Genomic DNA, 26,742 nt, shown 5'->3' on the forward strand with positions numbered 1-26,742 from the left:
CTGGTGATGTGAGAAAGGCGGCAAGCGTCATGCGCAAGTCAATGGTTCGATTTGGTGAACGTGGCTTTGCCAACGCGTTGGGCTTTCACACGTTGGTGGCGTTGGCATATCGCGATGTGATCGGCACTGATGCCGGCAGTTATATGGCGTTGCGGTTATTAGGTTAATGAGTCATGACAATACCGGCTTTTGACCCGGCACATAAGCAACACCCGCAAACCGCCGCCTCATCTTGATCAGGCGGCGGTTTGACTTTTATGACGGCATATAGTGTTTATGCCATTTACAAAATGCATTGAAATGGTTATGCTCTTGTTAACCACAATTGGTAACGGAGGATAAACATGACTGATAAAATCGCGTTGATCGTTGATTCCGGTTCTGATGTGCCGCAGCAAGTGTTAGCCGCGCATTCTAATGTCGCAGTGGTGCCACTGCATGTGCGGCAGAATGGCCAAGATTTTCAAGACGGTGTGGATCTAACGCCAGATGATTTCTATGCCCACTTAACGACAGATAACTTGCCGCAAACCGCCAGCCCGGCGCCTGGGCTGATCACCCAACAAATGCAGGCGTTGTTTGATCAAGGCTATACCAAGTTGTTGGGCATCACCATTTCCAGCGGCTTATCGGCTACCTATCAAGGCTTTCGGCTGGCCGCTGGGGCGTTTGCGGAAGGTCAGGTGATGACGTTAGACAGCAAAAGCGCCGGCATTGGCAGCGGGTTGTTGGCGGTGTATGCATTGGATTTGATCGATCAAGGCCACAGCTTTGTGGAGGTGATTGCCGCGGTGCAACATGCTATTGCCCACAGCCACGTGTGGTTATATGTGCCCACGCTTAAATATTTGCAAGCCGGCGGGCGCATTGGTAAAGTCGCTTCAGTGCTAGGCACCGCCTTGCAAATCAAGCCGCTGTTAGCTGTGGACGAGCGCGGCGAAGTGGCGGCGGTGGCCAAGGTTCGCTCTGAACACAAAGCCATCAAGAAACTGCTGGAACTTGCGCTGGCGCAAGTCACCCCGCAAAGCACCATCGCCGTGGCGCATGGGGCCAATCCAGAATTGCTGCACACCGTGACGGCCGCAATTGAACAAGCCGGCCATCATGTGGCTTATACCGGTTCAGTGTCTGCGGCAATCGGCGTGCACACCGGGCCAGGTTTGATCGGGGTGGCGGTGCAAAATCCTTGATGCTATACTAGCGACAGCAAAGAAAGTTGGTGTCGCAGTGAATATTGAATTTCGCCCTGCTAAATTAAGTGACTTAAATCCGATCATGACCATTGAACAAGCCGGCTTCACGCCTGATGAAGCCGCCACGCAAGAAGCGATGCAAGCGCGGATCCAGGCTTATCCGGACACGTTCATCGTGGCGGTTGTTGAACAACATCTTGCCGGCTATGTGGTGGGCCCGGCGATCAAAGCGCGTTATTTGGCGGATGATTTGTTTGAACAAGCCGTTGCCAATCCCCTTGAGGCGCCTTATCAAGCCGTGTTAAGCCTGGCGGTGGCCGTGAATATGCGCAAACACGGCGTCGGGGCGGCGTTGTTGCAGCAATTGGCGACAGTGGCCACTGCGCAAAAGCGCCAAGCCATTACCTTAACGTGTTTGGCGCGCTTGGTGCCATTTTATGAAGCCAATGGGTATGTCAATGAAGGCGAATCTGAGTCGACGCATGCCGGCGAAGTCTGGTACAACTTGGTGAAGCCGCTATAGTAAAAGCCGACTTGCAAATTTTTGCAAGTCGGCTTTTTCTTAAATCGCTGTGAGAAATGCCACCAGGCCAAACACGATCCCAGGCGCGTTGGCGATGAGGATCGGCCAATCGGTTTTCTTGTGCATCACCGCGTACAAACACCACAAAAGCGAGTTGATCGCGGCAACCAGCGGCTGCAAGGGGTTACCTTTGGCCCCAGACAAGTTGTTGATGATCTGTGGAACGTATGAAACATACATTGCGATCGACAAAGCTGAGCCCAGCCTGCCGATCAGCGCCATTTGACGCGCGGATTTTGCGTTTTCTTCCATCGTTAACACCCCTTATGCTGAAGCCAATTGTAGCATCCTCATTAACGATTTTCAGAAAATCCGTCTGCCGACCGTAGACACGATCCGAATACCTGTGAATATGTTCCAAACAAGAAAACGCTGTCAGCCAAAATGCGTGTAATATCGCTTTCATACGTGCTTTTTTGGCAATACAAAAGGCGGGGTTTCGTGACCCAAATCGGGCACGAAACCGCGCCATTAGCTTAACGCTGATCAAATTGACTGTTATATAGCTTGGCATAGAAACCATGTTTAGCAAGCAATTCTTGATGGGTACCAGATTCGATGACCGCGCCTGCATCGATGACCAAGATCTGATCGGCCGCTTGGATCGTTGACAGGCGATGGGCGATCACAAAGCTGGTTTTGCCGCGCATCAGCTTGCTCATGGCTTGTTGCACCAACGCCTCAGTGTTGGAGTCGATGGCGGCGGTGGCTTCGTCTAACACCAAAATCGGCGCTTGGGTGACGAAGGCTTGCGCGATGCTTAACAGTTGGCGCTGGCCTTGAGAAAGGCTGCTGGCGTTTTCCCGCAGTTGGGTGTCATAGCCGTCTGGCAGTTGGGTGATGAAGGTGTGGGCATTGGCGGCACGCGCGGCTTGGATCACTTCTTCATCAGTGGCTTGCGGGCGACCCAAGCGAATGTTTTCGCGGATCGACATGCTGAACAGATATGATTCTTGCTGGACCACAGTCACCAAGTGGCGCAAATCGGCGCGATGCAGCTTGGTCACGTCGGTACCATCCAGCAAGACGCGGCCAGACTGCAGCGGATATAAGTTGGTCAATAAGTTCATGATGGTCGTTTTGCCGGCACCGGTGGGCCCGACCAAGGCAATGACGGCACCAGGCTGCGCGTCGATGTTGACGTCATGCAAGATCGTGCGGCTTGAATCATAGGCAAACGTGACATGATCAAATGCGACATGGCCCTTGGTATGCGTCACCGTTAAAGCATCAGGCACGTCTTGTTCAGTGGGCTCATCGATCAGTTCAAACACCCGTTGGGCAGAAACCAGCGACAATTGCAGCGTGTTGATCAAGTCCAATAAGTTGTTGATTGGGCCGGTAAAGTTGCGCAGATACAACAGGAAGGTGAAGATGACGCCAACGGTGATCCCGCCCCAATGGCCCAGAATCGACACCGCCCCTACAGCGGTGATCAAGACGTAAGCGATGTTGTTGGTCATGTTGTTAAAAGGGCCGATGATACTGGACAGCGCTTGGGCAATAAAGGCGGCGTGGGTGTAATTGGCATTGGTTTCATTAAATGTGGTCATGGTCGGCTCGATATGATCAAATAACTGCAGCACTTGTTTGCCCGAAACTGATTCTTCGATTTGGGTGTTCAAGCTGCCTAACGCCACTTGTTGGGTCATGAAGGCCTTCTGGGTCAAGCGCGCAACGGTGCGCGAGAACCAATATGTTGCCGCAGTGGCCAACAAGGTGATGGCAAATAACACCGGCGACAAAATGATCATCGCCGCGCCCATGCCGACAATGCTGATGATGCCGGTGAAAAGCTGCACGAAAGTCTGCATCAATGCGGTGTTGATGTTATCCACATCGTTGGTCAAGCGGCTCATGATGTCGCCGTTGTCATGCGTGTCAAAATAGCGCATCGGCAGCTTCTGCAAGTTGGCAAACACGTCTTTGCGAATCGCCGCACTGGTGGTTTGGGCAACTTTGATCATGATGCTGTTTTGAAAATACACAAAGCCGCTGGCCAAGACGTATACGATGGCCATGCCCAAGCAGACAATCAGCAAGGTATGCAGCTGGTGTTTGGCGATGAAGCGATCGATCACCACCCCATTGAGCCGAGTGCCGACAATCGTGACTGCCGTGGTGAAGATCGTCAACAAGAACACGATGATCAGCCGGCGCTTACTTGCGCCAAGGTAGCCCCAGATTCGCTTGATGGTGGTTTGCCAATCGCCAACAACGACTTTCTGGCGATGGATATTGCGCCGCGGTCTATTCATTTGCATAGCGGTCGCCTCCTAATTGCGTCTTGACCAAGTCTTGGTAGAATTGCGACTGTTGCATTAATTCATCATGGGTGCCTGAAGCTTGGATCGCACCGGCATTGATCACGATGATGTGGTCACAATCCATGACGTTGGTCACGCGCTGGGAAATGATGATCGAGGTTTCATGCGCCCGCGAGTTGGCCAAAGCCGCTTTGATCTGCGCGTTGGTGCTTTGATCCACCGCAGAAGTTGCGTCGTCTAAGATCACGATCGGCCGATCGCCGGTGAATGCGCGCGCCAGATTCAGCCGCTGGCGCTGGCCGCCAGAGAAGTTCTTGCCGCGCTGTTCGACTGAAGCGTCAAATTGCTTGGCTAGCGGGGTGATGAATTCACTAGCGGCAGCCATGTCCGCCGCTTTTTGCAACTCGGCTGGCGTGGCGTCGGCTTTGGCAAAGCGCAAATTTGAAGCGATCGTGCCTGAAAACAGGATCGAGTCTTGCAAGGCCACGCCGATGCGCCGATGCAAGGCTTCAAGCGACAAGGTTTGGATATCGACGCCGCCGATGCTGATTGTCCCGCTGTAATCATCGTAGGTGCGCGTCAACAGATTGATCAAGGAACTTTTGCCAGAACCGGTGGGACCGACAATGCCTAAAGTGGTGCCGGCAGGGATGGTTAAGTTGATGTCAGCCAAGATCGGGGTGGCTTGATCATAGCCGAAGGTGACATGGTCAAAGACGATCGTGTTGTCTGTTGGGACTTGGCTGGTGGCTTGCGGCACGACAACTGTTTCATCCAGCACCGCTTGCACCCGGGTGGCGCTGGTGATGGCTCGGGAGAAGGCGGTGATGATGTTGACAGTTTGGATCATGGCGGTGGTGATTTGGATCATGTAATTGACAAAAGCAATGATCTGGCCATCAGAAATCGTGCTGCTGATGGCCAAACTGCCGCCATAACCTAACGCCACCACGACGCCAAGGTTTAACATCAATTGGATCACCGGGCCTAAGGTGACTGTGGCCATGGCGGCTTGTTGGCTGGTGGTTTGCAGATTCAAGTTGTCAGTGTTGAATTGCGCCAATTGGTGGTCTTCCAGCACGTAAGACTTGATGGTTTTGGCGCCTTGGAGGTTCTCGCGCATACTGCGGTTGACGCGATCGACGGCTTGTTGCATGGCCAAATATTTTGGAATCGAGCGGCGCACCACGATCAGCAAGAACACCACAAGGATCGGCATGATGATAAACAAAATCGGCGCCAAGTCCGGACACACGATTGCCGACATCACAATCCCGCCTAACAGCAGCATCGGCGAGCGCACCATACCGCGCGTGACCATCATCACGAGGTTTTGCATCTGAGTGACGTCGTTGGTGATGCGCGTGATCAACGTCGCCGGGGCTAGTCCGGCTGGATCGCGGCTGATCAAGGCGATATCAAGCATATGACTGCGCAGCGCTTCGCCCATTTTAAGCGAGGCATAACTGCCTAAAGTCCCACAAGTGGCACCGCACATCACGCCCAGCAAGGCGAACATCAGCATCAGCGCCGCATGCGTCAACACGTAATGGCCATCGCCGTGCGCCAAGCCGGAATCGATGATTTGAGACATCAAAGTGGGCTGTTGCAAGTCGCACAACACTTCGCCCAGCATGATCAAAGGCGCCAAGAAGAACGCGGCGCGGGCTTTGCCATGAGTGTGGTGCATGATGATCGTAAACATAGACACAACTCCGATCTGGTTGTTTCTGATAAAAAAGCGCGCACGGATCCAAGCCTAGTAAGGACTAAGGATCCGTGGCGCTTATTGATAAATTAATGTTAGCGCAAAATAAGGGGATGTCAAGAATTTCGTGGCAACGGTTTCCTTGAAGGCAACGGGCCGGGCGGGGGCTGCTGCACATCGTGGGGAAAGCGGCGGCGCAGGCGGCGCGGCCGGCTCCAACCACGCAAAGAGCGCGTGTTTTACGCCTAAGAATCGAGCCAGGCGCTCGCTGCGCTCACTTGCCCGTCTCGATTCTTGCCGCGATCAGCACAGCAAGCCAAGCACAACCCGCTTGTCTCACTGCGCTGATCGTTTCGCGGCCTGACCGCCGCTTTCCCCACGATGCGCCGCAACCCCGGCCCTTCCATAGTCGAGGCAGGCAAGAATTGATGCGATCACAGTTTGATCGCTATTTGGTGTAATCTGAAACGAACATAGAAGGAAAGGGGCCCCTGGGGCCCCTTTCCGGCATGAATACAGTGCCGTATAAAAAAACCGGCGCATGAACTTGTGAGTTCACACACCGGTCAAGAAAATATTTTGCTTCTATATTATAGAAGGTGAATGTTGTCGGCTTCGCATTGGTCGATCATATCTTGCGGCCAGACGCTGGCTTGGACTTCACCAACATGGGCTTTGCCTAACAGCAGCATGCACAAACGGGATTGGCCGATGCCGCCGCCAATGCTGTATGGCAATTCGCGGTTCATGATCTTCTTATGGAAAGGCAATTCCAAACGATCTTCCGCCCCGGCGATCTTCAACTGGCGGGCCATGGCGTCTTCATCAACGCGAATGCCCATGGAAGAGATTTCCAGCTTGCAGTCTAATGGTTCATACCAGAAGATGATATCGCCGTTTAATGACCAGTCGTCATAGTCAGGGGCGCGGCCGTCGTGGCGCTTGCCGGACTTCAAAGCCCCGCCAATACCCATCACGAAGACACAACCAAGTTCTTTGGCGATTTTATCTTCGCGGGCCATTGGATCAAGATCAGGCCAGCGGTCTTCAAGTTCTTGCGTGGTGACGAAGTGGATTTCGTCAGGCAGATGGTAAACCGCTTCTGGGTACTTGTACCAAACTTCGTGTTCCATGTGCTTGATCACTTTGAAGATCTGGCGCACAGTAGCCTTTAAGGTTTCAACGGTGCGTTGTTCTTTGGTGATGACTTTTTCCCAGTCCCATTGATCAACATAAATGGAGTGGAAGTTGTCGAGTTCTTCGTCTTTGCGAATGGCATTCATGTTGGTGTACAAGCCTTCGCCTGGTTGAAAGCCGAATTCACCCAAGGCGTTGCGCTTCCACTTGGCCAAAGAATGCACGATTTCCATTTGGTGGCCAGGCATAGCGGCCATGGTGAAGGAAACAGGCTTTTCGACGCCGTTTAAGTTATCGTTTAAGCCAGTGGCGTGGTCGACCATCATTGGGGCGGACACGCGGCTGAGGTTCATTTGCTTGCCGAATTCGTCTTGGAACGTTTCACGGATGTAGCGAATCGCCTCTTGCGTCTTGCGCGGGGACAATTTAGGATCATAACCTTGTGGTGTAAGTAATTGCATGAACAGAACTCCCTTGTTGTATTTAGGACAAAATAAAAAAGTCTTCTGCCCCAGTTATCAAGGGACGAAAGACTTTATTTCGCGGTACCACCCAAGTTGTCCGGCATACCCCGGACCACCTCATTAGCGCACGAACATGCGCTTTCGGATGATAACGCCCCGAACGCGACTGAGCCTACTAGACGAATGTCGTTGGGTCAGCAACTAGGAGAGTGTTATTCAGAAGACCGGTACCGATCGGGTTTGCACTGCCCCCGACTCACTGGATGGCCAGCGTCGTCTTACTTGTCTCTCGTCAGTTTTTCGCTTTGTTTTAATGTTGCTTATCATAGCCGCTTTAGCGCGATCATGCAACCATATTTCACCATAAAATTTGCCACCAGGCGCTAAAATCAGCACTGATGCGCGTCAAATCAGGCTTTGCGCACAAAATTTTTTTTGCGGTAGTTGACGGTGACCAAGTGGCCACGTAGAATTAAACGTACGTTTGTTTGATGGAGGATAAGATGTCAAATTGGTTAAATTACACCGCGCTGCATGCGACCAACCCGAAACTGACTCGGGCGGTATACACCGCGGTGGTCGATATTCACAGCAAGCGCTTGGCGAAACGATTGGCCAACTTTGCGGCGCTAGGGCAAGCCGTGTTGGCTCATGCCGCAGCGTTATATGGCCCAAACATCAGTGAAACCTTGTGGCTGGCCTTGCGCCCGCACCGTGTGGAAGCCGCCTTGGCGCACAATAAAACCTTATGGCTGCAGCGCGTGATCGGCATGCTGGTGAATTATGACTTGGCGCGCAACTTGGTATCCCAAGCGGTGCAACAGCCGATCAGTAACGCCGAATTGACTGACGCTCAGCGCGCTTGGACCAAAGCCCACAACTTGCCTGCGCGCGTTGGGGCGTGGGTGTTTTACGGCAGCTTAACGCAGCCGACGGGGTGGCAGTTGTGCCAGCAATTGCTGCCGGGTGTCGATCCGGCGCAATTAGCCGCATATTTGCAAGTGCCGCAAGCAGCCCTTAAGCGCGCCGTGCAAGTGCTGCTGCCGGCGTTTGGGCCGGTGCCTGCAACTTGGCAGGCATTAAATCAGCCTGCAGCGCCAGCCCCAAAAGCTTCAGTGCAGCCGGCGGCGCCAAGTTTAGGCGCAGATCCGCAGTTGTTGCACACCGTGCGCCGCGCTTTGCAGCAAGCCGCCGCGCGCCAAGCCAGTTTTCAAGAAGTGCTGCCTTTGGCGTTGAATCTGCCGTCGTTGGTTAATGCCTTGCGCCAGTTTGCCCGCATCAAAGCCTTGCATATTGTGGCGCCAAGCATCACCAGCGGCGGTTTGCATGAGTTGGCTTCGACTTTGGATCAGGCGTTGGTGATCGATCAAGCAGAGGTTTCAATTGTGTGCAACACCAAATTTACGCCTAGTTGCGCCGCTGATTTGCAAGAATTGCAACACGCCGGTGCGATGCTTTATACGCCGGCTGATCGGCCTTTAGGCGCGCACTTATTGAGCGTTGAATTTGAAGCAGCGGCGCTGAGCATCATCGGCTCCAGTGATGTTTCAGCCAGTGCTTATCACACCAGCTTGGAATTAGACACGCTGCTGGTTGCGCCAAGTGAGCCAACAGCGGCTTGGTGGGCGAGTTTGCAGCCGATGCTTAAGCCCTTAGTGCCAACTGTCGCGTCGCCAAGCCACCGCACACATTTGCTGGTACATACCAGCGATGCGCTGGCGAATTTCAAAGCGCAAATCGCCAAGGTCAAAGATGTCGACACCCACCAGCGCTTAGTGGCGTGGCTGCGCTATTTGCCTAAGCCGCCAGTGGCAATGCAGCTGGGGGAGGTGGCGTATTTTGCCTTGGCCTTCCCGCAGTATCACACGGTGGTGATCGACACATTTACCCCTAACAATGCGCTGTTTTATGCGCACGGTCTGGGCGTTGAACACTTAACGCAAGCCACGTCCAAGCAGGATCTGCTGGCCCTTGGCGCCAAGCGCGCCTATCACACCAACGAGCCGATCCGCAAGCGGGTGGCGCGGATCTTAAGCTGATTGAGTGCCGGCTAATCCACGCTTGAAGTGGTGCTGAGAAACCTATGAGACAGGCATTACAAAAACTTCGGCGCTCCTAACAAAAGGCTTGTCAACGGTCCGGATTCTGGTTATAGTATTCTATGGAAATTGAGCGTGCGCTCGACCAAGTGCCGCTTGTGGGGAGCCACGATGGTCACCGAATTTCTATCTATATAGAAAAGAGGCTCATATGATGAATAAGCATATCGATATCGAACGAATCAAATCAGAAGACGCGATCGCTGATAAGTCCCTAGACGAGATCAACGGCTCCGTTGAAGTCCCAAAAAATGCCGGTTTCTTCAAGACTTTGATGGCCTATACCGGTCCTGGCATTCTGATCGCCGTGGGGTATATGGATCCTGGTAACTGGATCACTTCTATCGCCGGTGGTGCGCAGTACAAATATCGCCTGTTGGCAGTGGTCCTGCTGTCGAGTTTGATTGCCATGCTGCTGCAATCCATGGCGGCCAAAATGGGCATCGTTACTGGTAAAGACCTGGCCCAATTGACGCGAGAGCACACGAACAAATTCTCTGGCATCTTATTGTGGGTTGTTGCTGAATCGGCCATCATGGCGACAGATATCGCCGAAATCATCGGCTCAGCTATCGCCTTGCAACTGCTGTTTCACATTCCGCTGGTGATTGGTATCGTGATCACTGCTTTAGACGTCCTGTTGCTGTTGCTGTTGATGAAGCTGGGGTTCCGCAAGATCGAAGCGATCGTTGCCACTTTAGTTGCCGTGATCTTGTTGGTGTTCGCTTATGAAGTCTTCTTGGCTAAGCCTAGTATCACCGGGATCTTGAATGGTTATGTCCCAACTAAGGCAATTTTGCAAAATCACGGCATGTTGTATCTAACCTTAGGGATTGTCGGCGCTACGGTGATGCCGCATGATCTGTACTTGGGCTCATCGATTTCCCAAACGCGTAAAGTCGATCGTTCTAATCTTGATGAATTACGCAAAGCGGTGCGCTTTTCCACGATCGATTCCAATATTCAATTGTTCCTGGCGTTCATCGTCAATTCATTGCTGTTGATTTTAGGGGCGGCGTTGTTTTATGGCTCCAATTCCAGTCTGGGACGCTTTGGGGAGCTGTTTCAAGCTTTGCAAGATTCCAACGTGGTTGGCGCCATTGCCAGCCCAGCGTTATCCATGTTGTTTGCTGTTGCGCTGTTGAGTTCTGGGCAGAGTTCCACCATTACCGGGACGTTATCTGGGCAAATTATCATGGAAGGCTTTGTCCGCATGAAGGTGCCATTGTGGGTCCAGCGGGTCGTCACTCGGGGCTTGTCAGTGACTCCGGTGTTGATCTTTGCCGTGATCTATCATGGCAATGAAGCCAAAATCGAAAACCTCTTAACCTTCTCGCAAGTGTTCTTGAGTATTGCCTTGCCGTTTGCGGTGGTGCCGTTGGTGCTGTTTACTTCAAGCAAGAAGCTGATGGGTGAATTTGCCAACAAGACTTGGGTGCGGGTGTGCGCTTGGACGGCGACAGTGGTCTTGATTGCATTGAACATTTACTTGATTTTACAAACACTTGGCGTGATGTAAGCTCTTCGCCTAAAGCCGGCCGTGTGCCGGCTTTTTTATTTGACTGAATAGATCAATTGGCCACTAGGTGCAGTTGCGATGGGTGTTGTGACGATGTTAAAGCGTGTCGGATTAGTGACGTGAGGCAGTTTCAGCAGACGCTGCGCAGCGTCACGAGTTCGGTCCATACTCAAAGTGGGCAAGCCATCAGGCTCATCGGCGTGAGACGTTTTGCAACGCCAAGCAACACAAACGGCTCTACTCCGCGATTCAAAGTGCAAAAATCGTGGAGTAGAGCCGCTTGCGTCATTGGCGCAACTGCTTTGGTTCAGCTTCTAGCAGTTTAATTACTTGGCGTTATCTTCGTCCCATAGCTTGTCATAATCCCAACCTGTGAGCTCTTCGCAAACTTCTTTGGTCTTAGGATCGACGTCTGCTTTCTTGCCGCCGTTTTCCAGGCGCTTGATTTCAGCGACGATCAAATCATGTGAGTTGCGATCCAGTTTGAAGGTGAGGGTGACTAACAAAGCACATACGATCATGCCGCCAGTCAATAAGACTAATACGGCAACGATGGCGAATTTGGCGCTGGCTGGTTCGTGCATCAGAAATTGCGTGCCTGGCTTGTAGCCGGAAGCATCCAAGATGATCCCGACCAGCACCGTAGCGACGGCAACCGTGGACTTGCGCACGAAAGTCATGAAGGCCGCGAAGATCCCTTCACGGTGTTGCTTGGTGATCAACACATCCAAGTCTGGAATGAATGGGAACACGTTCCAAGGCGTGAATTCCAAAGTCTGACGGCCGATTTGATAAATCAAACCGATGGCCAACAGCCACAGCAGCGGGTGAGCTGGTTGTAAGAGGTAAACCAAGAAGTCAGCAACATACATCACTAACATGATCGAGAAGGCGCTCTTCCACAAGAAGCGCGGGCCTTTTTTGATCATTAAGATCCCGGCCAAGATGGTCGTTGGGATCCCGATCACTGACATGGACAAGATGTTGGCAGAGTCCGTCGCCGTTAAGCCCATGCAAGAGACGATGAAGTAAACAAAAATGGTGTTGTAAGTATCTTTGGCGGTGAAGGATAACAGGTAGATGGCAATATGTTTGCGGAAAGACTTCACACGCATCGTGGACAGATAGTCTTTGATTTCTTTGGCTAAGCCTTTGATCAAACCGCGCTTAGGGGTGCGGTTGGCCAGGTCTTGCATTTCCTTGGTCACTGGGCGTTCCCAAGTGGCTAAGTATGCAGACATCGCCGCACCGGCGCCAATCAAGGCGAAAATGATCCCAGTGACTAAGTAAGCGTCAGGGTTGTTTTGACCCATGTACTTGATGATCTGGCCGGGAATGAACGTGGCCAAGAAGGCACCGGCAGAAGAGATGAAGCCGCGGGTGGCGGACATCTTAGTGCGGTCAGTGTAGTTATCAGTCATTTCAGTCGGCAAAGTTTCCCAAGGGATCATGACCCCGGCGGCAATGATTTCAAATAACAGATACACGATCAAGTAATACCAGAAGCCTTGACCGGAGATCCACATCAAGATGTATTCAAGCATCAGCGGGGCACCAATCAGCAAGAAGAAATGCCGCCGGCCGAAGCGCTGACCAATTTTGTAGCGCCACAAGTTATCAGTGAGACTGCCGATGACCAAACTGGCCACGGCATCCACGACCCGGGCGATCCCGATGATCAAAGCCCCTTGCGTAGCAGTCAAGCCGGCAAAGGTCGTGAAGAAGAACAGTAAGAAAGCCCCGATAACGGTGAAGCCGCCACTGCCCATTAAGTCAAACAGCCCAAAGGCTAAGGCTCTAGGATAAGTGACTTTGCGACCGTGGGGGCCGAAGACACGACGTTGAGATTGTTTCTTGTCCATACAATTGCACCTCGCAATATCGAATAAGTTGATCAGCGTTGCACGTATGCGCACGTTTAAACGCTGATCAAGGATGGAACATTAAAATATTAGTATGTTGCTTGAATTCGATTTCATTCTACTTGTTTCGCGGATGATGTCAACTGTCAACATACCCATATTGTTTCAGAAAATCAGGATGATCGCCGGCATGGAGGCGTTTTTACGCGCAATATTTTTGTGAATTTTTTTACGAATATGACAGTACGTATGAATGCTACTGAACAGATTCAACATTTTGGCATAAAAAAACCGCCTGGCGATTGGCCAGACGGGGGAATTAAGATATCAATTACTCAAAATATTCGGCGTGCACCTTCAAGGCGACCTTCACATCGTCGTCGACCATATGCAAGTGCCGCTCAACAGTAGTGGCGGCGCGTTGGGCTTGGCGATTGGCGACGGCATCCACAATCGCGGTGTGATCATCGAAAATCTGTTGCCAATCCAAATCATCCACTTCCAAGCGCAGATAACGGAAACGGTTGAACTGGAAGTTGACCACTTGCAGCCAGTCCCAAACAAAGTCCTTGTGCGCGATCAAGTAGAACTGTTGGTGAAACTGCTCATCCAAGTTAAAGAAGTTATCGTAATCACGCGAGCGCATATAAACTTCTTGCAAGGCGATCAGCTTGCGCAGGTGATCGATTTCAGCCGGGGTGATCACAGGGATCACCTCAGTGACGATCAGCTTCTCAATGCTTTCGCGTACAAAGCGGGCTTGATAAACTTCATCAAGGTTGATTTTGGATACAAAAGTACCGCTTTGCGGATACACCGTCAGCAAGCCTTCACGGCGCAAGCGCAAGATCGCCTCGCGCACCGGTGTGGCGCCGATAGAAAGTTGTTCTTCCAGCGCCTTTTTGTTCACGCGCTCACCGGGCTTGAGCTCGATGCGCATGATCATGCGTTGGATCGCTTGGTATGCTTCGTCTTGATAATTACCGATCGCTTGTGCCATGAAATCGCCGCCTTTTATATCGTTCAAATTCGATTATAGCAGACAAAGTGGGCGCGACAATGCAAGATCAGAAATTTCCGTTTAGGAGTTGAAATCGGATTCAGTCCGTGGTACCTTGGTGGAGTCGGAGTGATATATTAGTATATGCAAAACTCGTTAAGGAGATGCAACATGGTTCAATTAACCGATGATTACCAACAAAACGCTGCCGCTTTTACCGCAGCAGGCATTACGGTACCGCAGTTTGATCAGGCCAAAGCCGCTGCGGCTGCCGAAAAGGCCCCAGTGTGGGTCCACTTTGGCGGCGGCAACTTATTCCGCTGCTTCCATGCCAAGATCGCTCAAGACTTGTTAAACCAAGGCGAACTCAAAGCCGGCGTGGTCGTCGCTGAAACCTACGACGACGGCGTGGTAGAACAAGCTTACAAGCCATACAACAACCGTGTGCTGCAAGTGGTGATGGACGAAGCCGGTAACTACGACAAGACCTTGATTGCCAGTGTTGCCGAAGCCATTTACTACAACAAAGCCAACGCTGAAGGCTGGGCCAAGTTAAAGCAAGTCTTTGAACAGCCATCCTTGCAGTTTGTCACCATGTCCATCACTGAAAAAGGCTACGCGCTGCGCGACTCTCAAGGCAACTTAACTGCCGCAGCCCAAGCCGACATCAAAGGCCAACCAGATGCCGCAGCCACCAACATGGGTGCCATTGCTCGCCTGCTGTTGGCCCGCTACAACGCCGGCAAGCTGCCGATCGCTATGGTATCCACCGATAACTTCTCCGAAAACGGCAAACGCTTTGAAGAAGGCGTCTTAACCATCGCTGAAGGCTGGGCCCAAAACGGCACCGTTGAACAAGGCTTCATCGATTATCTCAAAGACGACAAGCAAGTCAGCTTCCCTTGGAGCATGATCGACCGCATCACGCCAAACCCAGCCGAATCTGTTGCCGACATCTTAAAGGCCAGCGGCTTTGCAGATACGCAAATCATTCACACCGATAAGCACACCAACATTGCGCCGTTTGGCAACACCGAAGTGACGCACTACTTGGTCATTGAAGACAGCTTCCCGAATGGCCGCCCAGCTTTGGACAAGGCTGGGGTGATCTTGGCCGATCGCGACACGGTTAATGATGCCGATCAAATGAAAGTCACCGCCTGCTTGAACCCATTGCACACCAGCTTGGCGATTTTCGGTTCGATCCTGGGCTACACCAGCATCGCCGAAGAAATGACCAATCCAGACCTCGTCGCTATGATTAAGCAGCTTGGCTATAACGAAGACTTGCCAGTGGTTAAGGATCCGAAAATCATCGACCCTAAGGCCTTCATTGATGAATTAGTTAACAAGCGCCTGCCTAACAAGAATATTCCAGACACGCCGCAACGGATTGCCAGCGATACCTCACAGAAGATCCCAATCCGCTATGGTGTGACCTTGCAGCATTACTTGGATGAAGGCAAAGATACCAGCAACCTCAAGGCGATCCCGTTGATCATCGCCGGCTGGTGCCGCTATTTGATGGCCATCAAAGACGATGGCACACCATTTACCCCAAGCCGCGATCCGCTGCTTGAAGAACTGCAGCCTTATGTGGCTGATATCAAACTTGGCGACGCTGTTGACGCCCATGCCAAGCTGCAGCCGATCTTGACCAACAAGCAGATCTTCCCAGTGGACCTTGACGCAGTAGGCTTGACTGAAAAAATCGAAGCCAACTTCACCAAGATGATCCAAGCCCCTGGAGCAGTGCTTAAAACTATTCACGAAGAAGTAGGAGTAAACTAATATGAAGAATATGGGCTTTCGCTGGTACGGGAAGAATAACGACCCGATCACCTTACAAAACATCCGCCAGATCCCTGGCACGACCCAAGTCGTTGGCGCTTTGTTTGACATTCCAGTCGGCGAAGTGTGGCCAAAGGCTAAGATCAAGGAATTAAAGGACGAAGTCGAAGCTGCCGGCTTAAAGCTGGAAGTCATCGAATCCGTTAACATTCACGACGACATTAAGATCGGCAAGCCAAGCCGTGATCAATACATCGAAAACTACAAGCAAACCATTCGCAACTTAGCCGAATACGGCATCAAGGTGATCTGCTACAACTTCATGCCAATTTTCGACTGGCTGCGCACCGATTTGCATTACGTCTTAGAAGACGGCTCCAATGACATGGCCTTTGAAGCTGACAAGTTAGCCGATGACCCGCAAGAAATCATCGACTCCACCCGTAACGGTTCCAATGGCTACGTCCTGCCAGGCTGGGAACCAGAACGCTTGGCCACCATTGAAGGGCTGTTCAAGGCTTACAAGGATGTTGATGAACCAACCTTGCGCGCCAACATGAAGTACTTCTTGGATGCCATCATTCCAACTTGTGAAGAATGCGACGTCCGCATGGCGATGCACCCAGACGATCCGCCTCGTCCGCTGTTTGGCTTGCCGCGCATTTACAAGAATGCCGAAGACATGCGTGCTATTGAAGCGATGCATGAATCCAAGTACAACGGCTTCACGATTTGCACCGGCTCTTTAGGCGAGAACCCAGACAATGACGTGCCAGCGATCATTCGCGAATTCGTCGCCAAAGACCGCGCACCATTCATCCACGCCCGCAACATCAAGTTCATGAATGCCAAAGGCGACTTCCATGAATCCGCCCACTTATCCTCTGAAGGTTCATTGGATATGTACGAGATCATGAAGGCTTTGCATGATACGCATTTTGACGGCTATATCCGCCCTGATCATGGCCGCAATATCTGGGGCGAAGACGGGGTGCCAGGTTATGGTTTGTATGATCGCGCCTTAGGGATCACGTATCTCAACGGGCTGTGGGAAGCTATCGATAAGGACAGCAAACAAGCCTAAAGCAGTTTTAATCGTTGATTATGAGTTCACAGAAAGGTCCTGACTTTAGGGCCTTTTTTTTGCCCAGTATTCGTCTTTTTGAATCATAAAGCTTGGTTTGGCGCGAGGAAGCAAAAAGTATAGACAGCTGTGACACCGTAATTGACACCCCTAGTAATAAATGATTTAATAATTATGTAAGATTCTAAAGACTAAATATGTTTATGGAATTTGATAGTTTGACTGATGGCGTTGTAACAAGTTGCCATCGCTTGGGGGGCAAACACGATGAAACGCAGAGATAATCGGCTGGATGTTGAGAAGAAGCTGCATTACAAATTATATAAAGATGGTAAAAATTGGGTCACAGCAACAATTGTCACCGGGATCGCGATTCCGATAGCATTGTTTTCTGCGGCCCTTTTAACGCCGCAACAAACTACTTTTGCCGGCAGCAGCGATGCAAATTATGCGCGGCCGGACAATGGCATGGGCAAGTCAGAACTCGACAAACAAGAAATTGACCCGGCAATCGCCGACGGCACCTTCGTTGATAAAAGCGCTGGCACAACCACCGTTTCGATCAATTGGGGACAATTGCCAGCAATCAAAGCGGCGGGTATGCGCCTGACCACGGATGGCGATCAGTGGACGATCAGCCCAGCACCAGGGTATCAATATGGTGATGCCAATACTGTGTTGGCCAAAGTTGGCTTTCCATCAGATGCAGCGCTAGCGGCACCAACTGACCCGGCTAATATGCAGAAGATTTTGGACTTTCTGGCCACTCAGTCAACCATCACCATGAATGGTGGTAAGACGAATAGTACTGCAACAACCTTCAATAAAGGGTTGATCACAGGGGGCAGTCTCGATGCGTCTGCTCAAGGCCAAATCAGCGGCGACAACGCCGTGTTGAAACAAACCGGCTACGGGGATTTGATTGCCGGCTCTTTGACGATCAATAGCGGCAGCTTCAATGCGCCAAGCAACGATAACGCTAAAGTAATGTTGACCGATGGCGGCTATTTGAAGGGGACTGGCGCTTTGCCGTCAGGTGTGCTCAATAATAATGGCCTGTCAAAATTTGTCTTTTCCAAGGATTCTCTAGTCGCTAAAGTCCAGCAGTTGAAAACTGCTGTCACAACGATCAATCAGACGCTTGCGGCTCAAGCTGATCCAGCGCATGCAGCTAAGACAGGGGTAAACAATGCGCCTGGTTTCACCTTTGATTTTAAAGATGCCAAGCATGTCGGCAATTCATGGATCTTTACGGTAAACGTCAGCGACTGGCAACAATCGCAGCGCTACATCCAAACCTTTGCTAATCAAGACTTATACACAGGCGGAAATGTCGTGCTTGATTTTGTCGGCGGCGGCAAGCTGGATATGAGTGGCCATGATGAGGACTTTGGCCAGCGCGTCGACTTTATTAAAGATGGCAAACTTGTGATTTCTGCACCAGACGTCAGCGACTTGAGTGTGTTGAATTCTGATACAGTACCAAGTACCAGCGTCGATATCTTAGCGCCAGTGGCTAATGTTGAGTCCGATAAAGCCAACCTCGGCGGCTTCTTCGGTGCAATCAATGGTGATGGTGCCGGCAATGGCTACACCGCACCTAGCGACCCTGATAATCCTAACAACTCTACGCCACAGACGCCAGATGACCCAAATCAGCCAAGCAAGCCCAAAGACACCTTAACGCACAAGAAACAAACTATCACCAAGACGATTCACTTTGAAGATCAAAATGGGCATAAGCTTTTTGACGATTACACCGACTCGCTTGACCTAACTGCAGACGAAGCGGCAGATGGCACACTGAGCAACAAAACATCAGGTATGCTAGGCTTTCCAAAACTGCCGACCAAAGACGGCTACACAGTAGACAAGATCCCAGAAGCAGCGCAGTCTGAGACAAAAGTGACATATGGTGATGATGACATCGTCGAGACAGTCACCTATAAGAAAGACCAGCAAAAGCAAGTACTGGTCACTCGAACCGTGGACGCGAAGTATAAAGACGGCGTGACTGGTGATTTAACGAAATTGCCGAAGTCTGTCACAGAATGGACAACCGCCACAGTTGATGCGAATGGCAAGATAACTTATGATAAACCTTTCGCTGACGTCGACAAGAATAATTATCCGGATTTCAATGGTCTTGATGCAAACGGAGAACCTGTCACTTATCGCGCGACGTTTGACCCTGGTAATCCCAATGCACAAGCCATTACTGACGGCATCATCAAGGCAGCTAAGAATGGCACACCTTTTGACTACACCATCAGCATGGTTTATCAACCTGCAAATTCCAGCACTGTCAAGCATGTGACAGTGACCAAGTATGTTGATTATGACTATGCAGCTGACGATACCACCAGCGATCCAAACAAGTTGCCGAAGACAGACACTTTGACGGCTGAATTTTCGTATGTTGAATTAACATCTGCAGCAGATGGCACTAAGACCATCGATCCTGATAGCTGGAAGGTGGAGTCTGGCTTTTCGGCGATTAATGTGCCAGAACTGACTGGATATATCCATGATGAACCTGAAGATGTTGACACGGCAGCGGCGTTGACAATGCTCAAGAAGAACGGCCCAACGCAGAAGGCGTTGAACGTGCTGATCACTTATACAAAGCTCCCTGACAAGGTGCAGAAAACAAACATCACCAAGACGGTGCACTACGTTGACAAAGCTGGCAAGAAGATTGCCGATGATAAGACAGCGACTGCCGAAGTCAGCGAAACCATAGATCCAGTAACTGGTGAGGTAACGGCGGAAAAGAAAGGCACCCTAAAGGGCGTCTCGAATCCCAGCATTAAGGGTTATCACGTTGTGACACCTTCTGCAGAAGCGGAAGCTTCGCAAGATGTTGCCCCAGGCGACAAGGATCGAGAATACACCGTTACTTACGACAAAGACGAGCCAACGGTTAAGAATGTAACAATCACCAAGACGGTGCACTACGTGGACAAAGCTGGCAAGCAGATTGCCGATGATAAGAAGGCGACTGCCGAAGTCAGCGAAACCATAGATCCAGTTACCGGTGAGGTAACGGCCCAAAAGAAGGGTACCTTGGAAGGCGTCTCAAATCCTGACATTAAGGGTTATCACGTTGTGACACCTTCTGTAGAAGCGGAAGCTTCGCAAGATGTTGCCCCAGGCGACAAGGATCGAGAATACACCGTTACTTACGACAAAGACGAGCCAACGGTTAAGAATGTAACAATCACCAAGACGGTGCACTACGTGGACAAAGCTGGCAAGCAGATTGCCGATGATAAGAAGGCGACTGCCGAAGTCAGCGAAACCATAGATCCAGTTACCGGTGAGGTAACGGCCCAAAAGAAGGGTACCTTGGAAGGCGTCTCAAATCCTGACATTAAGGGTTATCACGTTGTGACACCTTCTGTAGAAGCGGAAGCTTCGCAAGATGTTGCCCCAGGCGACAAGGATCGAGAATACACCGTTACTTACGACAAAGACGAGCCAACGGTTAAGAATGTAACAATCACCAAGACGGTGCACTACGTTGACAAAGCTGGCAAGCAGATTGCCGATGATAAGACAGCGACTGCCGAAGTCAGTGAAACCATAGATCCAGTTACCGGTGAAGTAACGGCCCAAAAGAAGGGTACCTTGGAAGGCGTCTCGAATCCTGTCATTAAGGGTTATCACGTTGTGACACCTTCTGCAGAAGCGGAAGCTTCGCAAAATGTTGCCCCAGGCGACAAGGATCGAGAATACACTGTTACTTACGACAAAGACGAGCCAACGGTTAAGAATGTAACAATCACCAAGACTGTGCATTACGTGGACAAAGCTGGCAAGCAGATTGCCGCTGATAAGACAGCGACTGCCGAAGTCAGTGAAACCATAGATCCAGTTACCGGTGAGGTAACGGCCCAAAAGAAGGGTACCTTGGAAGGCGTCTCGAATCCTGTCATTAAGGGTTATCACGTTGTGACACCTTCTGCAGAAGCGGAAGCTTCGCAAAATGTTGCCCCAGGCGACAAGGATACGAGTTACACAGTTGTGTATGATAAGGATAAATTTGTCGAAACACCTAGCGATGGCAGTACGCCAAGCAACGGTAATACGTCAACACCAAGCAACGGCGGTACCCCAAGCAATGGTAATACGTCAACACCAAGCAACGGCGGTACCCCAAGCAACGGTAATACGTCAACACCAAGCAATGGCGGTACCCCAAGCAACGGTAATACGTCAACACCAAGCAACGGCAGTACACCAAGCAATGGTAATACGTCAACACCAAGCAATGGTGGCACCCCAAGCAACGGTAATACGTCAACACCAAGCAACGGCGGCACCCCAAGCAACGGTAATACGTCAACACCAAGCAATGGTGGCACCCCAAGCAACGGTAATACGTCAACGCCAAGCAACGGCAGCACCCCAAGCAATGGCGGTACCCCAAGCAACGGCAGTACCCCAAGCAATGGCGGTACCCCAAGCAATGGCGGTACCCCAAGCAACGGCAGTACCCCAAGCAATGGTGGCACCCCAAGCAACGGTAATACGTCAACACCAAGCAACGGCAGTACACCAAGCAATGGTAATACGTCAACACCAAGCAACGGCAGCACCCCAAGCAATGGTGGCACCCCAAGCAACGGTAATACGTCAACACCAAGCAACGGCAGTACACCAAGCAATGGTAATACGTCAACACCAAGCAACGGCAGCACCCCAAGCAATGGCGGTACCCCAAGCAACGGTAATACGTCAACGCCAAGCAACGGCGGCACCCCAAGCAACGGTAATACGTCAACACCAAGCAACGGCAGCACGCCAAGCAATGGCGGTACCCCAAGCAATGGCGGTACCCCAAGCAACGGCAGCACCCCAAGCAATGGCGGTACCCCAAGCAACGGTAATACGTCAACACCAAGCAACGGCGGCACCCCAAGCAACGGTAATACGTCAACACCAAGCAATGGTGGCACCCCAAGCAACGGTAATACGTCAACACCAAGCAACGGCAGCACCCCAAGCAACGGCAGTACACCAAGCAATGGTAATACGTCAACACCAAGCAACGGCAGCACCCCAAGCAATGGCGGTACCCCAAGCAACGGCAGTACACCAAGCAATGGTAATACGTCAACACCAAGCAACGGCAGCACCCCAAGCAATGGCGGTACCCCAAGCAACGGCAGTACACCAAGCAATGGCGGTACCCCAAGCAACGGTAATACGTCAACACCAAGCAACGGCGGCACCCCAAGCAACGGCGGTACCCCAAGCAACGGTAATACGTCAACACCAAGCAATGGTGGCACCCCAAGCAACGGTAATACGTCAACACCAAGCAACGGCAGTACACCAAGCAATGGTAATACGTCAACACCAAGCAACGGCAGCACCCCAAGCAATGGCGGTACCCCAAGCAATGGCGGTACCCCAAGCAACGGCAGTACACCAAGCAATGGCGGTACCCCAAGCAACGGTAATACGTCAACACCAAGCAATGGTGGCACCCCAAGCAACGGTAATACGTCAACGCCAAGCAACGGCGGCACCCCAAGCAATGGCGGTACCCCAAGCAACGGCAGCACGCCAAGCAATGGCGGCACCCCAAGCAATGGGAGCGCGCCAAGCAATGGCAGCACCCCGAGTGATGGCAGTACGCCAAGCAACGGGAGCACGCCAAGCAATGGGAGCACGCCAAGCAATGGGAGCACGCCAAGCAATGGCAGCACCCCGAGTGATGGCAGTACGCCGAGCAACGGCAACACCCCGAGTGATGGTAGTACGCCAAGCAATGGTAGTACCCCAAGTAACGGGAGCGCGCCAAGCAACGGTAGTACCCCAAGCAATGGCAGCACCCCGAGTGATGGCAGTACGCCGAGCAACGGCAACACCCCGAGTGATGGTAGTACGCCAAGCAATGGTAGTACGCCAAGCAATGGTAGTACCCCAAGTAACGAGAGCGCGCCAAGCAACGGTAGTACCCCAAGCAACGGCAACACTCCGAGTGATGGGAGTACCCCAAGCAACGGGAATACGTCAACGCCAAGCAACGGCAGTACGCCGACAATCGGCATTGGTACGTCAACACCAAATGGCGGCGGCGTAACAGCTAACAACACTGGTACACCGATCAATGGCGGTAACACCGCAACTCAAACGCCGAATGGTAATATTGGTGGCAATACTACCAACACGCCAACGGCAGCTGCGATTACGCCGACAACGCCAAGCAGTCCGTTGACTAACTTGCCAACGGGTAATGGGATCAACGGCCAGACGCCTGCGACTGACACGACAACGACCAATCCTGATGGGACGACTTCACGGACCGTGACCTATGTTGATGCTACTCAAGCACCAACAGCGGACACTGCGATGGACAATGTTGGTACCCAACCAGGTGACGTTGATGCCAATGTGACGAAGCCTAATGCGGTTACGCCAGCATTTGACGGCCTTGGCACGAATATCGTGAATGCACCGAAAATTAATGATCCGCAGAATGCGGCATCACAAGTGATCGATGTGATCAACGACAACGCCAAGCTCACTCACGGGAACATTTTCACCGCGGGTGGGGCGCCTGGGATGGCGGATTACACGTTCTTCTCGCAGCCGGTGATGAACACGGCCAATAACAGCGTTGACCACTACGAGCTCTTGTTGCGGGTTTGGGATTCTAAGCAAGGCGGCTGGCACTTGCCGGCCAGCTTCGCGATCCCGGCTGCAATGGAAGCGCATCTGGTGGCGCGCGCCGTGGCGCAATTGGACGTGAAGAACGCATCGATCAACTTGACTGATGCGCAATTCAGCGATCCAGCCACGCAAAAGGCGGTCACTGAGCTTTCACAAAGCGGCGAAGTGGGGCAGCTCACTGTTGAACTGGGCAGCATTCCAGACGCGGCAACCTTGGCCGCCAACGCCAAGACTTATCACGACGCCGGCGTCAAGCTGACGTTGGATAACTTGAGCAGCAGCACTGATGGCACCCAAGTGGCCAAAGCCGCTGATTTAGTCGACACGCTGAAGGTTTCCTTGCGCGGGATGCGGCGGGATGGCAACGACCTCAACCAGATCGCTATGCAATTAGGCGCCTGGCAGAAGGCCGCAGCCGCGCACCACAACACGCTGGAAGTCGAAGGCTTGGAAACTGCCGATGAATTGGCAATGACCCACGACTTAGGCATCAACGCTGTGCAAGGCTACTACTTCAGCCGCCCAGCAATGCCTGGGACGCGTGCAGATCTCATGTAGATAACCAACGGAAAATGAAACTATTCGTAGTTTCATTTTTTGTGTGCGTATAATATAACTGTTGAAAGAAAGTCGGCGCATGCGTCGATTTGGGGGATAAGGTCTTGATCACATACACATACTTCACGCAAGCCGTCATCGATATGACGACGCATCAGCCATCCGGATACGAATTGTTGTTGCGGGTGTGGGACGCCAAGCGCAATGACTGGGTGCTGCCGGATAACTTCGATATCACCGTCAGAATGCAAATGCGCATGATGCGCCGCGTATTGCGCAATCTGCCTAATAAGAATGTCTCGATCAACTTAACGGCTGAGCAGTTCGCCTCACAAGATACGATGCAGCAGCTGATGACCTTCGCCGCCTCCAGTCCTGATTTGGACCGTTTGACGGTGGAAGTGACGCAGGCGCCGACGCTGGATGAGATCATGGACATTGGCCAGCAGTATCGCCAAGCAGGAATTTATCTTGCGCTGGATGACGTTGGCACCGACATTGCCGACTACGATTTGGTTGCGCAGCTCGCCCCGCATGTGGACATGTTGAAGTATGCGCTGCAGAATCTGCGCGACTTGGGGCGCGGCGATGAAGCCAATATCGAGATTCCTAAGTGGCATAAATTGGCGACTGATGCAAAGGTGCCCTTCACCTTGGAAGGGCTGGAATCGGCAGAAGATGTCCAGCTGGCAATGAAGTACAATATTCGCTGGCTGCAAGGCTTCTACTTCAACAAGCCCGCAGAGAAGCTGCAAACGGCGCAAAACACGCCGCTATATTAAAAAATCGCCGCTTTGCAATTTTGCAAAGCGGCGATTTGTGAATTAACCGAAGATCACTGAATTGGCGCCGGTGTAGTTGAGGTAATATAAGAACACCAACAAGGCGTTGATCAGAAACGATAAGACGATGATCGCAAAGCGAATGGTGAAAATCGGCGAAAACACTTTAAAGTTCATGCGGATGTTGCGTCGGCCGCGGTAGCCAAAGATCATGATCAACAGCACCACCGCAAGAATCACTTGCAGCACCAAGCCCACAAAATAGTATTGAGAATTGTTAGCTTGCACATACCAGCTGGCAGCTGCCACGATGTCGAGCAATAAGGCGATAAGTGTCATAATGACCTCCCAATAGTCGTTTCACTCACTTTACCGCACTGCTGGAAATTTGCCAATATGGTACACTGATTAGCGGAGGATTCACCATGCAATTTACATTCACTTATCGCGCCACCCAAGCCACTACCGTTAAGCGCCTGCTGGCTGAGCAAGGCGTCAGCCACCGGCTGCTTAAGAAACTTTATGATGCATCGGCGGTGCAAGTCAACGGCATTGCTGTGCACAATGTTGCCTTGCTTGAAGGTGACGTCGTGACGTTTGCTTTGCCGCCTGAAACAGGGATCAGCATTAGCAGCGGCGCGCTGACGGTTGTTGCCGAGAATGCCAATTGGCTGATCGTTAACAAGCCGACTGGGTTGGCAAGTGTACCAGGACCAAGCAATCCTTCTGACAGCTTGTTGAATCGAGTGGCAGGTTATCTGTTACAAGCCGGTTATGCTGGTCCTGCACCGGCGATCATCACGCGCTTAGATCGTGATACTACCGGTTTGGTGCTTGTTGCCAAGCACAGTTATGCGCAAGGCCGCTTGGATACATTAGGCGTCAATACCCAAGTAGAGAAGCGGTACTTGGCGGTAGTTGGCGGTACACTTGAAGCCAGCGGACGAATCGATTTGCCCTTGGCCAAAGCTGCAGATGGTATTCATCGCGAAGTGCGTGCAGACGGCCAATCGGCGCTAACCGAATTCACCCGTGTTGCCCAAGGGCCACATGCGGCATTGGTGCGCGTGCACTTGGTGACTGGACGCACGCATCAGATCCGGGCGCACTTCGCGCATCTTGGCCATCCGGTGGTGGGCGATGGCTTGTACGGTGGCGATACAAGCCATTACCAAACCCAGTTATTGCAAGCCAGCGAGTTGAGTTTCAACGATCCCTTCACCAACACGCGCATGAGTGCGGTGCTGCCGATGCCGCCAGCTTGGCAAGCCGCGTTGCAATAGTGTCAAATTATCACCTTGACAATCCCGCCAAATCCGGTATGATTATTAGGTTAGTTAAAATTCTAAAGCGAGGTGAAGAACATGCGTGATAACATTTTACTTGCATGTGCTGAAACCGGCGAACGGATCTACCTGACTTCTAAGAATAAGCGTAACACGCCTGATCGTCTTTCTTTGAAGAAATATTCTCCAAAGTTGCGCAAGCGCGTCACTTTCACGGAAGTTAAGAAGTAATCCTTCCTGATATATCAGGGTCCGTCGGCCGACGTACCATACAGATACCACACTCCTAGGGGTGTGGTATTTTTTTGTCCCCAGAGCGGAGTGGCGCGCTTTTAGCGGTGGATATAAGGCGGGATGACGCAAAGGCGGTTTGTGCCTTGGCGGCGTCACGACTTATATCACGCCGCGTTGCGCCACGCAGCTCGACGAAGACCACAGCGTAAAAGGCGTGGACGTCGCCAAGCCCGGACAGGGATCGCTTCGGTGCGCGGGGCAAGCGGCGGTGCAGGCGGTGCGGCCGGTTCCAACCGCGCTGAAGAGCGCGCGTTTTCCACCTAACTTTTGAGCTTTGCGCTCGCCTGCGACTCGCCTTGCAAATCTCAAAAGTTGCCGCGTGTGATGTCGGGTGAGCCTCGCAAAGTACGCGAGTCTCACCTGACACCACACGTTTCACGGCCTGACCGCCGCTTGCCCCGCGCACCTACGCAATCCCTGTCCTCCAATAG

The 26,742-nt window shown here is 51.9% G+C and carries 18 protein-coding genes and 1 other annotated feature; of the genes, 11 read left to right on the plus strand and 7 right to left on the minus strand.

Annotated features, from left to right (window positions below):
* The first annotated feature begins 29 nt into the window (after window positions 1–29).
* The 3 genes from ACGG90_RS09565 to ACGG90_RS09575 all read left to right on the plus strand — a co-directional run bounded on the left by ACGG90_RS09565 (window position 30) and on the right by ACGG90_RS09575 (window position 1,716).
* Entirely contained in the window at window positions 30–167 is a 138-nt protein-coding gene (locus ACGG90_RS09565; RefSeq protein ID WP_390408829.1) for a hypothetical protein, read from the plus strand.
* A 177-nt stretch (window positions 168–344) separates the two neighbouring features.
* Window positions 345–1,190 (plus strand): DegV family protein, encoded by an 846-nt coding sequence (locus ACGG90_RS09570; RefSeq protein ID WP_390408832.1) that lies wholly within the window; start codon window positions 345–347, stop codon window positions 1,188–1,190.
* A 37-nt stretch (window positions 1,191–1,227) separates the two neighbouring features.
* Window positions 1,228–1,716, plus strand: coding sequence for a GNAT family N-acetyltransferase (locus tag ACGG90_RS09575; protein WP_390408835.1), 489 nt, complete (start codon window positions 1,228–1,230; stop codon window positions 1,714–1,716).
* Between the two features lie 39 nt (window positions 1,717–1,755).
* On the opposite strand, the gene ACGG90_RS09580 is transcribed toward ACGG90_RS09575, so the two are convergent.
* The 4 genes from ACGG90_RS09580 to asnA form a co-directional block, all read right to left on the minus strand.
* Window positions 1,756–2,028: a SemiSWEET family transporter gene (locus ACGG90_RS09580; protein ID WP_390408837.1), complete on the minus strand. Its 273-nt coding sequence runs from the start codon at window positions 2,026–2,028 to the stop codon at window positions 1,756–1,758.
* A gap of 224 nt (window positions 2,029–2,252) precedes the next feature.
* Entirely contained in the window at window positions 2,253–4,040 is a 1,788-nt protein-coding gene (locus tag ACGG90_RS09585) for an ABC transporter ATP-binding protein (protein ID WP_390408840.1), read from the minus strand.
* Window positions 4,027–5,748 (minus strand): ABC transporter ATP-binding protein, encoded by a 1,722-nt coding sequence (locus ACGG90_RS09590; RefSeq protein ID WP_390408843.1) that lies wholly within the window; start codon window positions 5,746–5,748, stop codon window positions 4,027–4,029. Before ACGG90_RS09590 ends, ACGG90_RS09585 begins: the two co-directional genes overlap by 14 nt.
* Window positions 5,749–6,341: 593 nt before the next feature.
* On the minus strand, window positions 6,342–7,349 hold the full coding sequence (asnA, locus tag ACGG90_RS09595; protein WP_390408846.1) for an aspartate--ammonia ligase: 1,008 nt from the start codon (window positions 7,347–7,349) through the stop codon (window positions 6,342–6,344).
* A gap of 57 nt (window positions 7,350–7,406) precedes the next feature.
* Window positions 7,407–7,655, minus strand: a binding site (T-box leader).
* 200 nt (window positions 7,656–7,855) lie between these two features.
* On the opposite strand from asnA, the gene ACGG90_RS09600 reads away from it, so the two are divergent.
* Together ACGG90_RS09600 and ACGG90_RS09605 are read left to right on the plus strand one after the other, a co-directional pair.
* Window positions 7,856–9,391 (plus strand): hypothetical protein, encoded by a 1,536-nt coding sequence (locus ACGG90_RS09600; protein ID WP_390408849.1) that lies wholly within the window; start codon window positions 7,856–7,858, stop codon window positions 9,389–9,391.
* A gap of 214 nt (window positions 9,392–9,605) precedes the next feature.
* Window positions 9,606–10,970 carry an Nramp family divalent metal transporter gene (locus ACGG90_RS09605; RefSeq protein WP_390408884.1) on the plus strand — a complete coding sequence of 455 codons (1,365 nt, stop codon included), beginning with the start codon at window positions 9,606–9,608 and terminating at the stop codon, window positions 10,968–10,970.
* A gap of 326 nt (window positions 10,971–11,296) precedes the next feature.
* On the opposite strand, the gene ACGG90_RS09610 is transcribed toward ACGG90_RS09605, so the two are convergent.
* On the minus strand, window positions 11,297–12,832 hold the full coding sequence (locus tag ACGG90_RS09610; RefSeq protein ID WP_390408851.1) for an MFS transporter: 1,536 nt from the start codon (window positions 12,830–12,832) through the stop codon (window positions 11,297–11,299).
* 331 nt (window positions 12,833–13,163) lie between these two features.
* Entirely contained in the window at window positions 13,164–13,832 is a 669-nt protein-coding gene (locus ACGG90_RS09615) for a GntR family transcriptional regulator (protein ID WP_390408854.1), read from the minus strand.
* Window positions 13,833–14,003: 171 nt separating this feature from the next.
* Between ACGG90_RS09615 and ACGG90_RS09620 the strand changes: the two genes are divergently transcribed.
* From ACGG90_RS09620 to ACGG90_RS09635, 4 genes are all read left to right on the plus strand, one after another.
* Window positions 14,004–15,623, plus strand: a complete 1,620-nt coding sequence (locus ACGG90_RS09620) for a mannitol dehydrogenase family protein (RefSeq protein WP_390408857.1) — start codon at window positions 14,004–14,006, stop codon at window positions 15,621–15,623.
* A gap of 1 nt (window position 15,624) precedes the next feature.
* Complete coding sequence (uxuA, locus tag ACGG90_RS09625) at window positions 15,625–16,707, plus strand: mannonate dehydratase (RefSeq protein ID WP_390408860.1); 1,083 nt, start codon at window positions 15,625–15,627, stop codon at window positions 16,705–16,707.
* 267 nt (window positions 16,708–16,974) lie between these two features.
* Complete coding sequence (locus ACGG90_RS09630) at window positions 16,975–23,949, plus strand: mucin-binding protein (protein ID WP_390408863.1); 6,975 nt, start codon at window positions 16,975–16,977, stop codon at window positions 23,947–23,949.
* Window positions 23,950–24,053: 104 nt separating this feature from the next.
* Window positions 24,054–24,731, plus strand: coding sequence for an EAL domain-containing protein (locus tag ACGG90_RS09635; protein WP_390408866.1), 678 nt, complete (start codon window positions 24,054–24,056; stop codon window positions 24,729–24,731).
* A 42-nt stretch (window positions 24,732–24,773) separates the two neighbouring features.
* On the opposite strand, the gene ACGG90_RS09640 is transcribed toward ACGG90_RS09635, so the two are convergent.
* A complete protein-coding gene (locus ACGG90_RS09640) occupies window positions 24,774–25,070 on the minus strand; it encodes a hypothetical protein (RefSeq protein ID WP_390408868.1) in 297 nt (98 codons plus the stop codon).
* An 86-nt stretch (window positions 25,071–25,156) separates the two neighbouring features.
* On the opposite strand from ACGG90_RS09640, the gene ACGG90_RS09645 reads away from it, so the two are divergent.
* Complete coding sequence (locus ACGG90_RS09645) at window positions 25,157–26,014, plus strand: RluA family pseudouridine synthase (RefSeq protein WP_390408871.1); 858 nt, start codon at window positions 25,157–25,159, stop codon at window positions 26,012–26,014.
* Window positions 26,015–26,095: 81 nt separating this feature from the next.
* Window positions 26,096–26,248, plus strand: coding sequence for a 50S ribosomal protein L33 (gene rpmG, locus ACGG90_RS09650; RefSeq protein ID WP_054718962.1), 153 nt, complete (start codon window positions 26,096–26,098; stop codon window positions 26,246–26,248).
* Window positions 26,249–26,742 lie beyond the last annotated feature (494 nt).

This window comes from Lacticaseibacillus jixiensis (assembly GCF_042847315.1).
Lineage (GTDB): Bacteria > Bacillota > Bacilli > Lactobacillales > Lactobacillaceae > Lacticaseibacillus > Lacticaseibacillus jixiensis.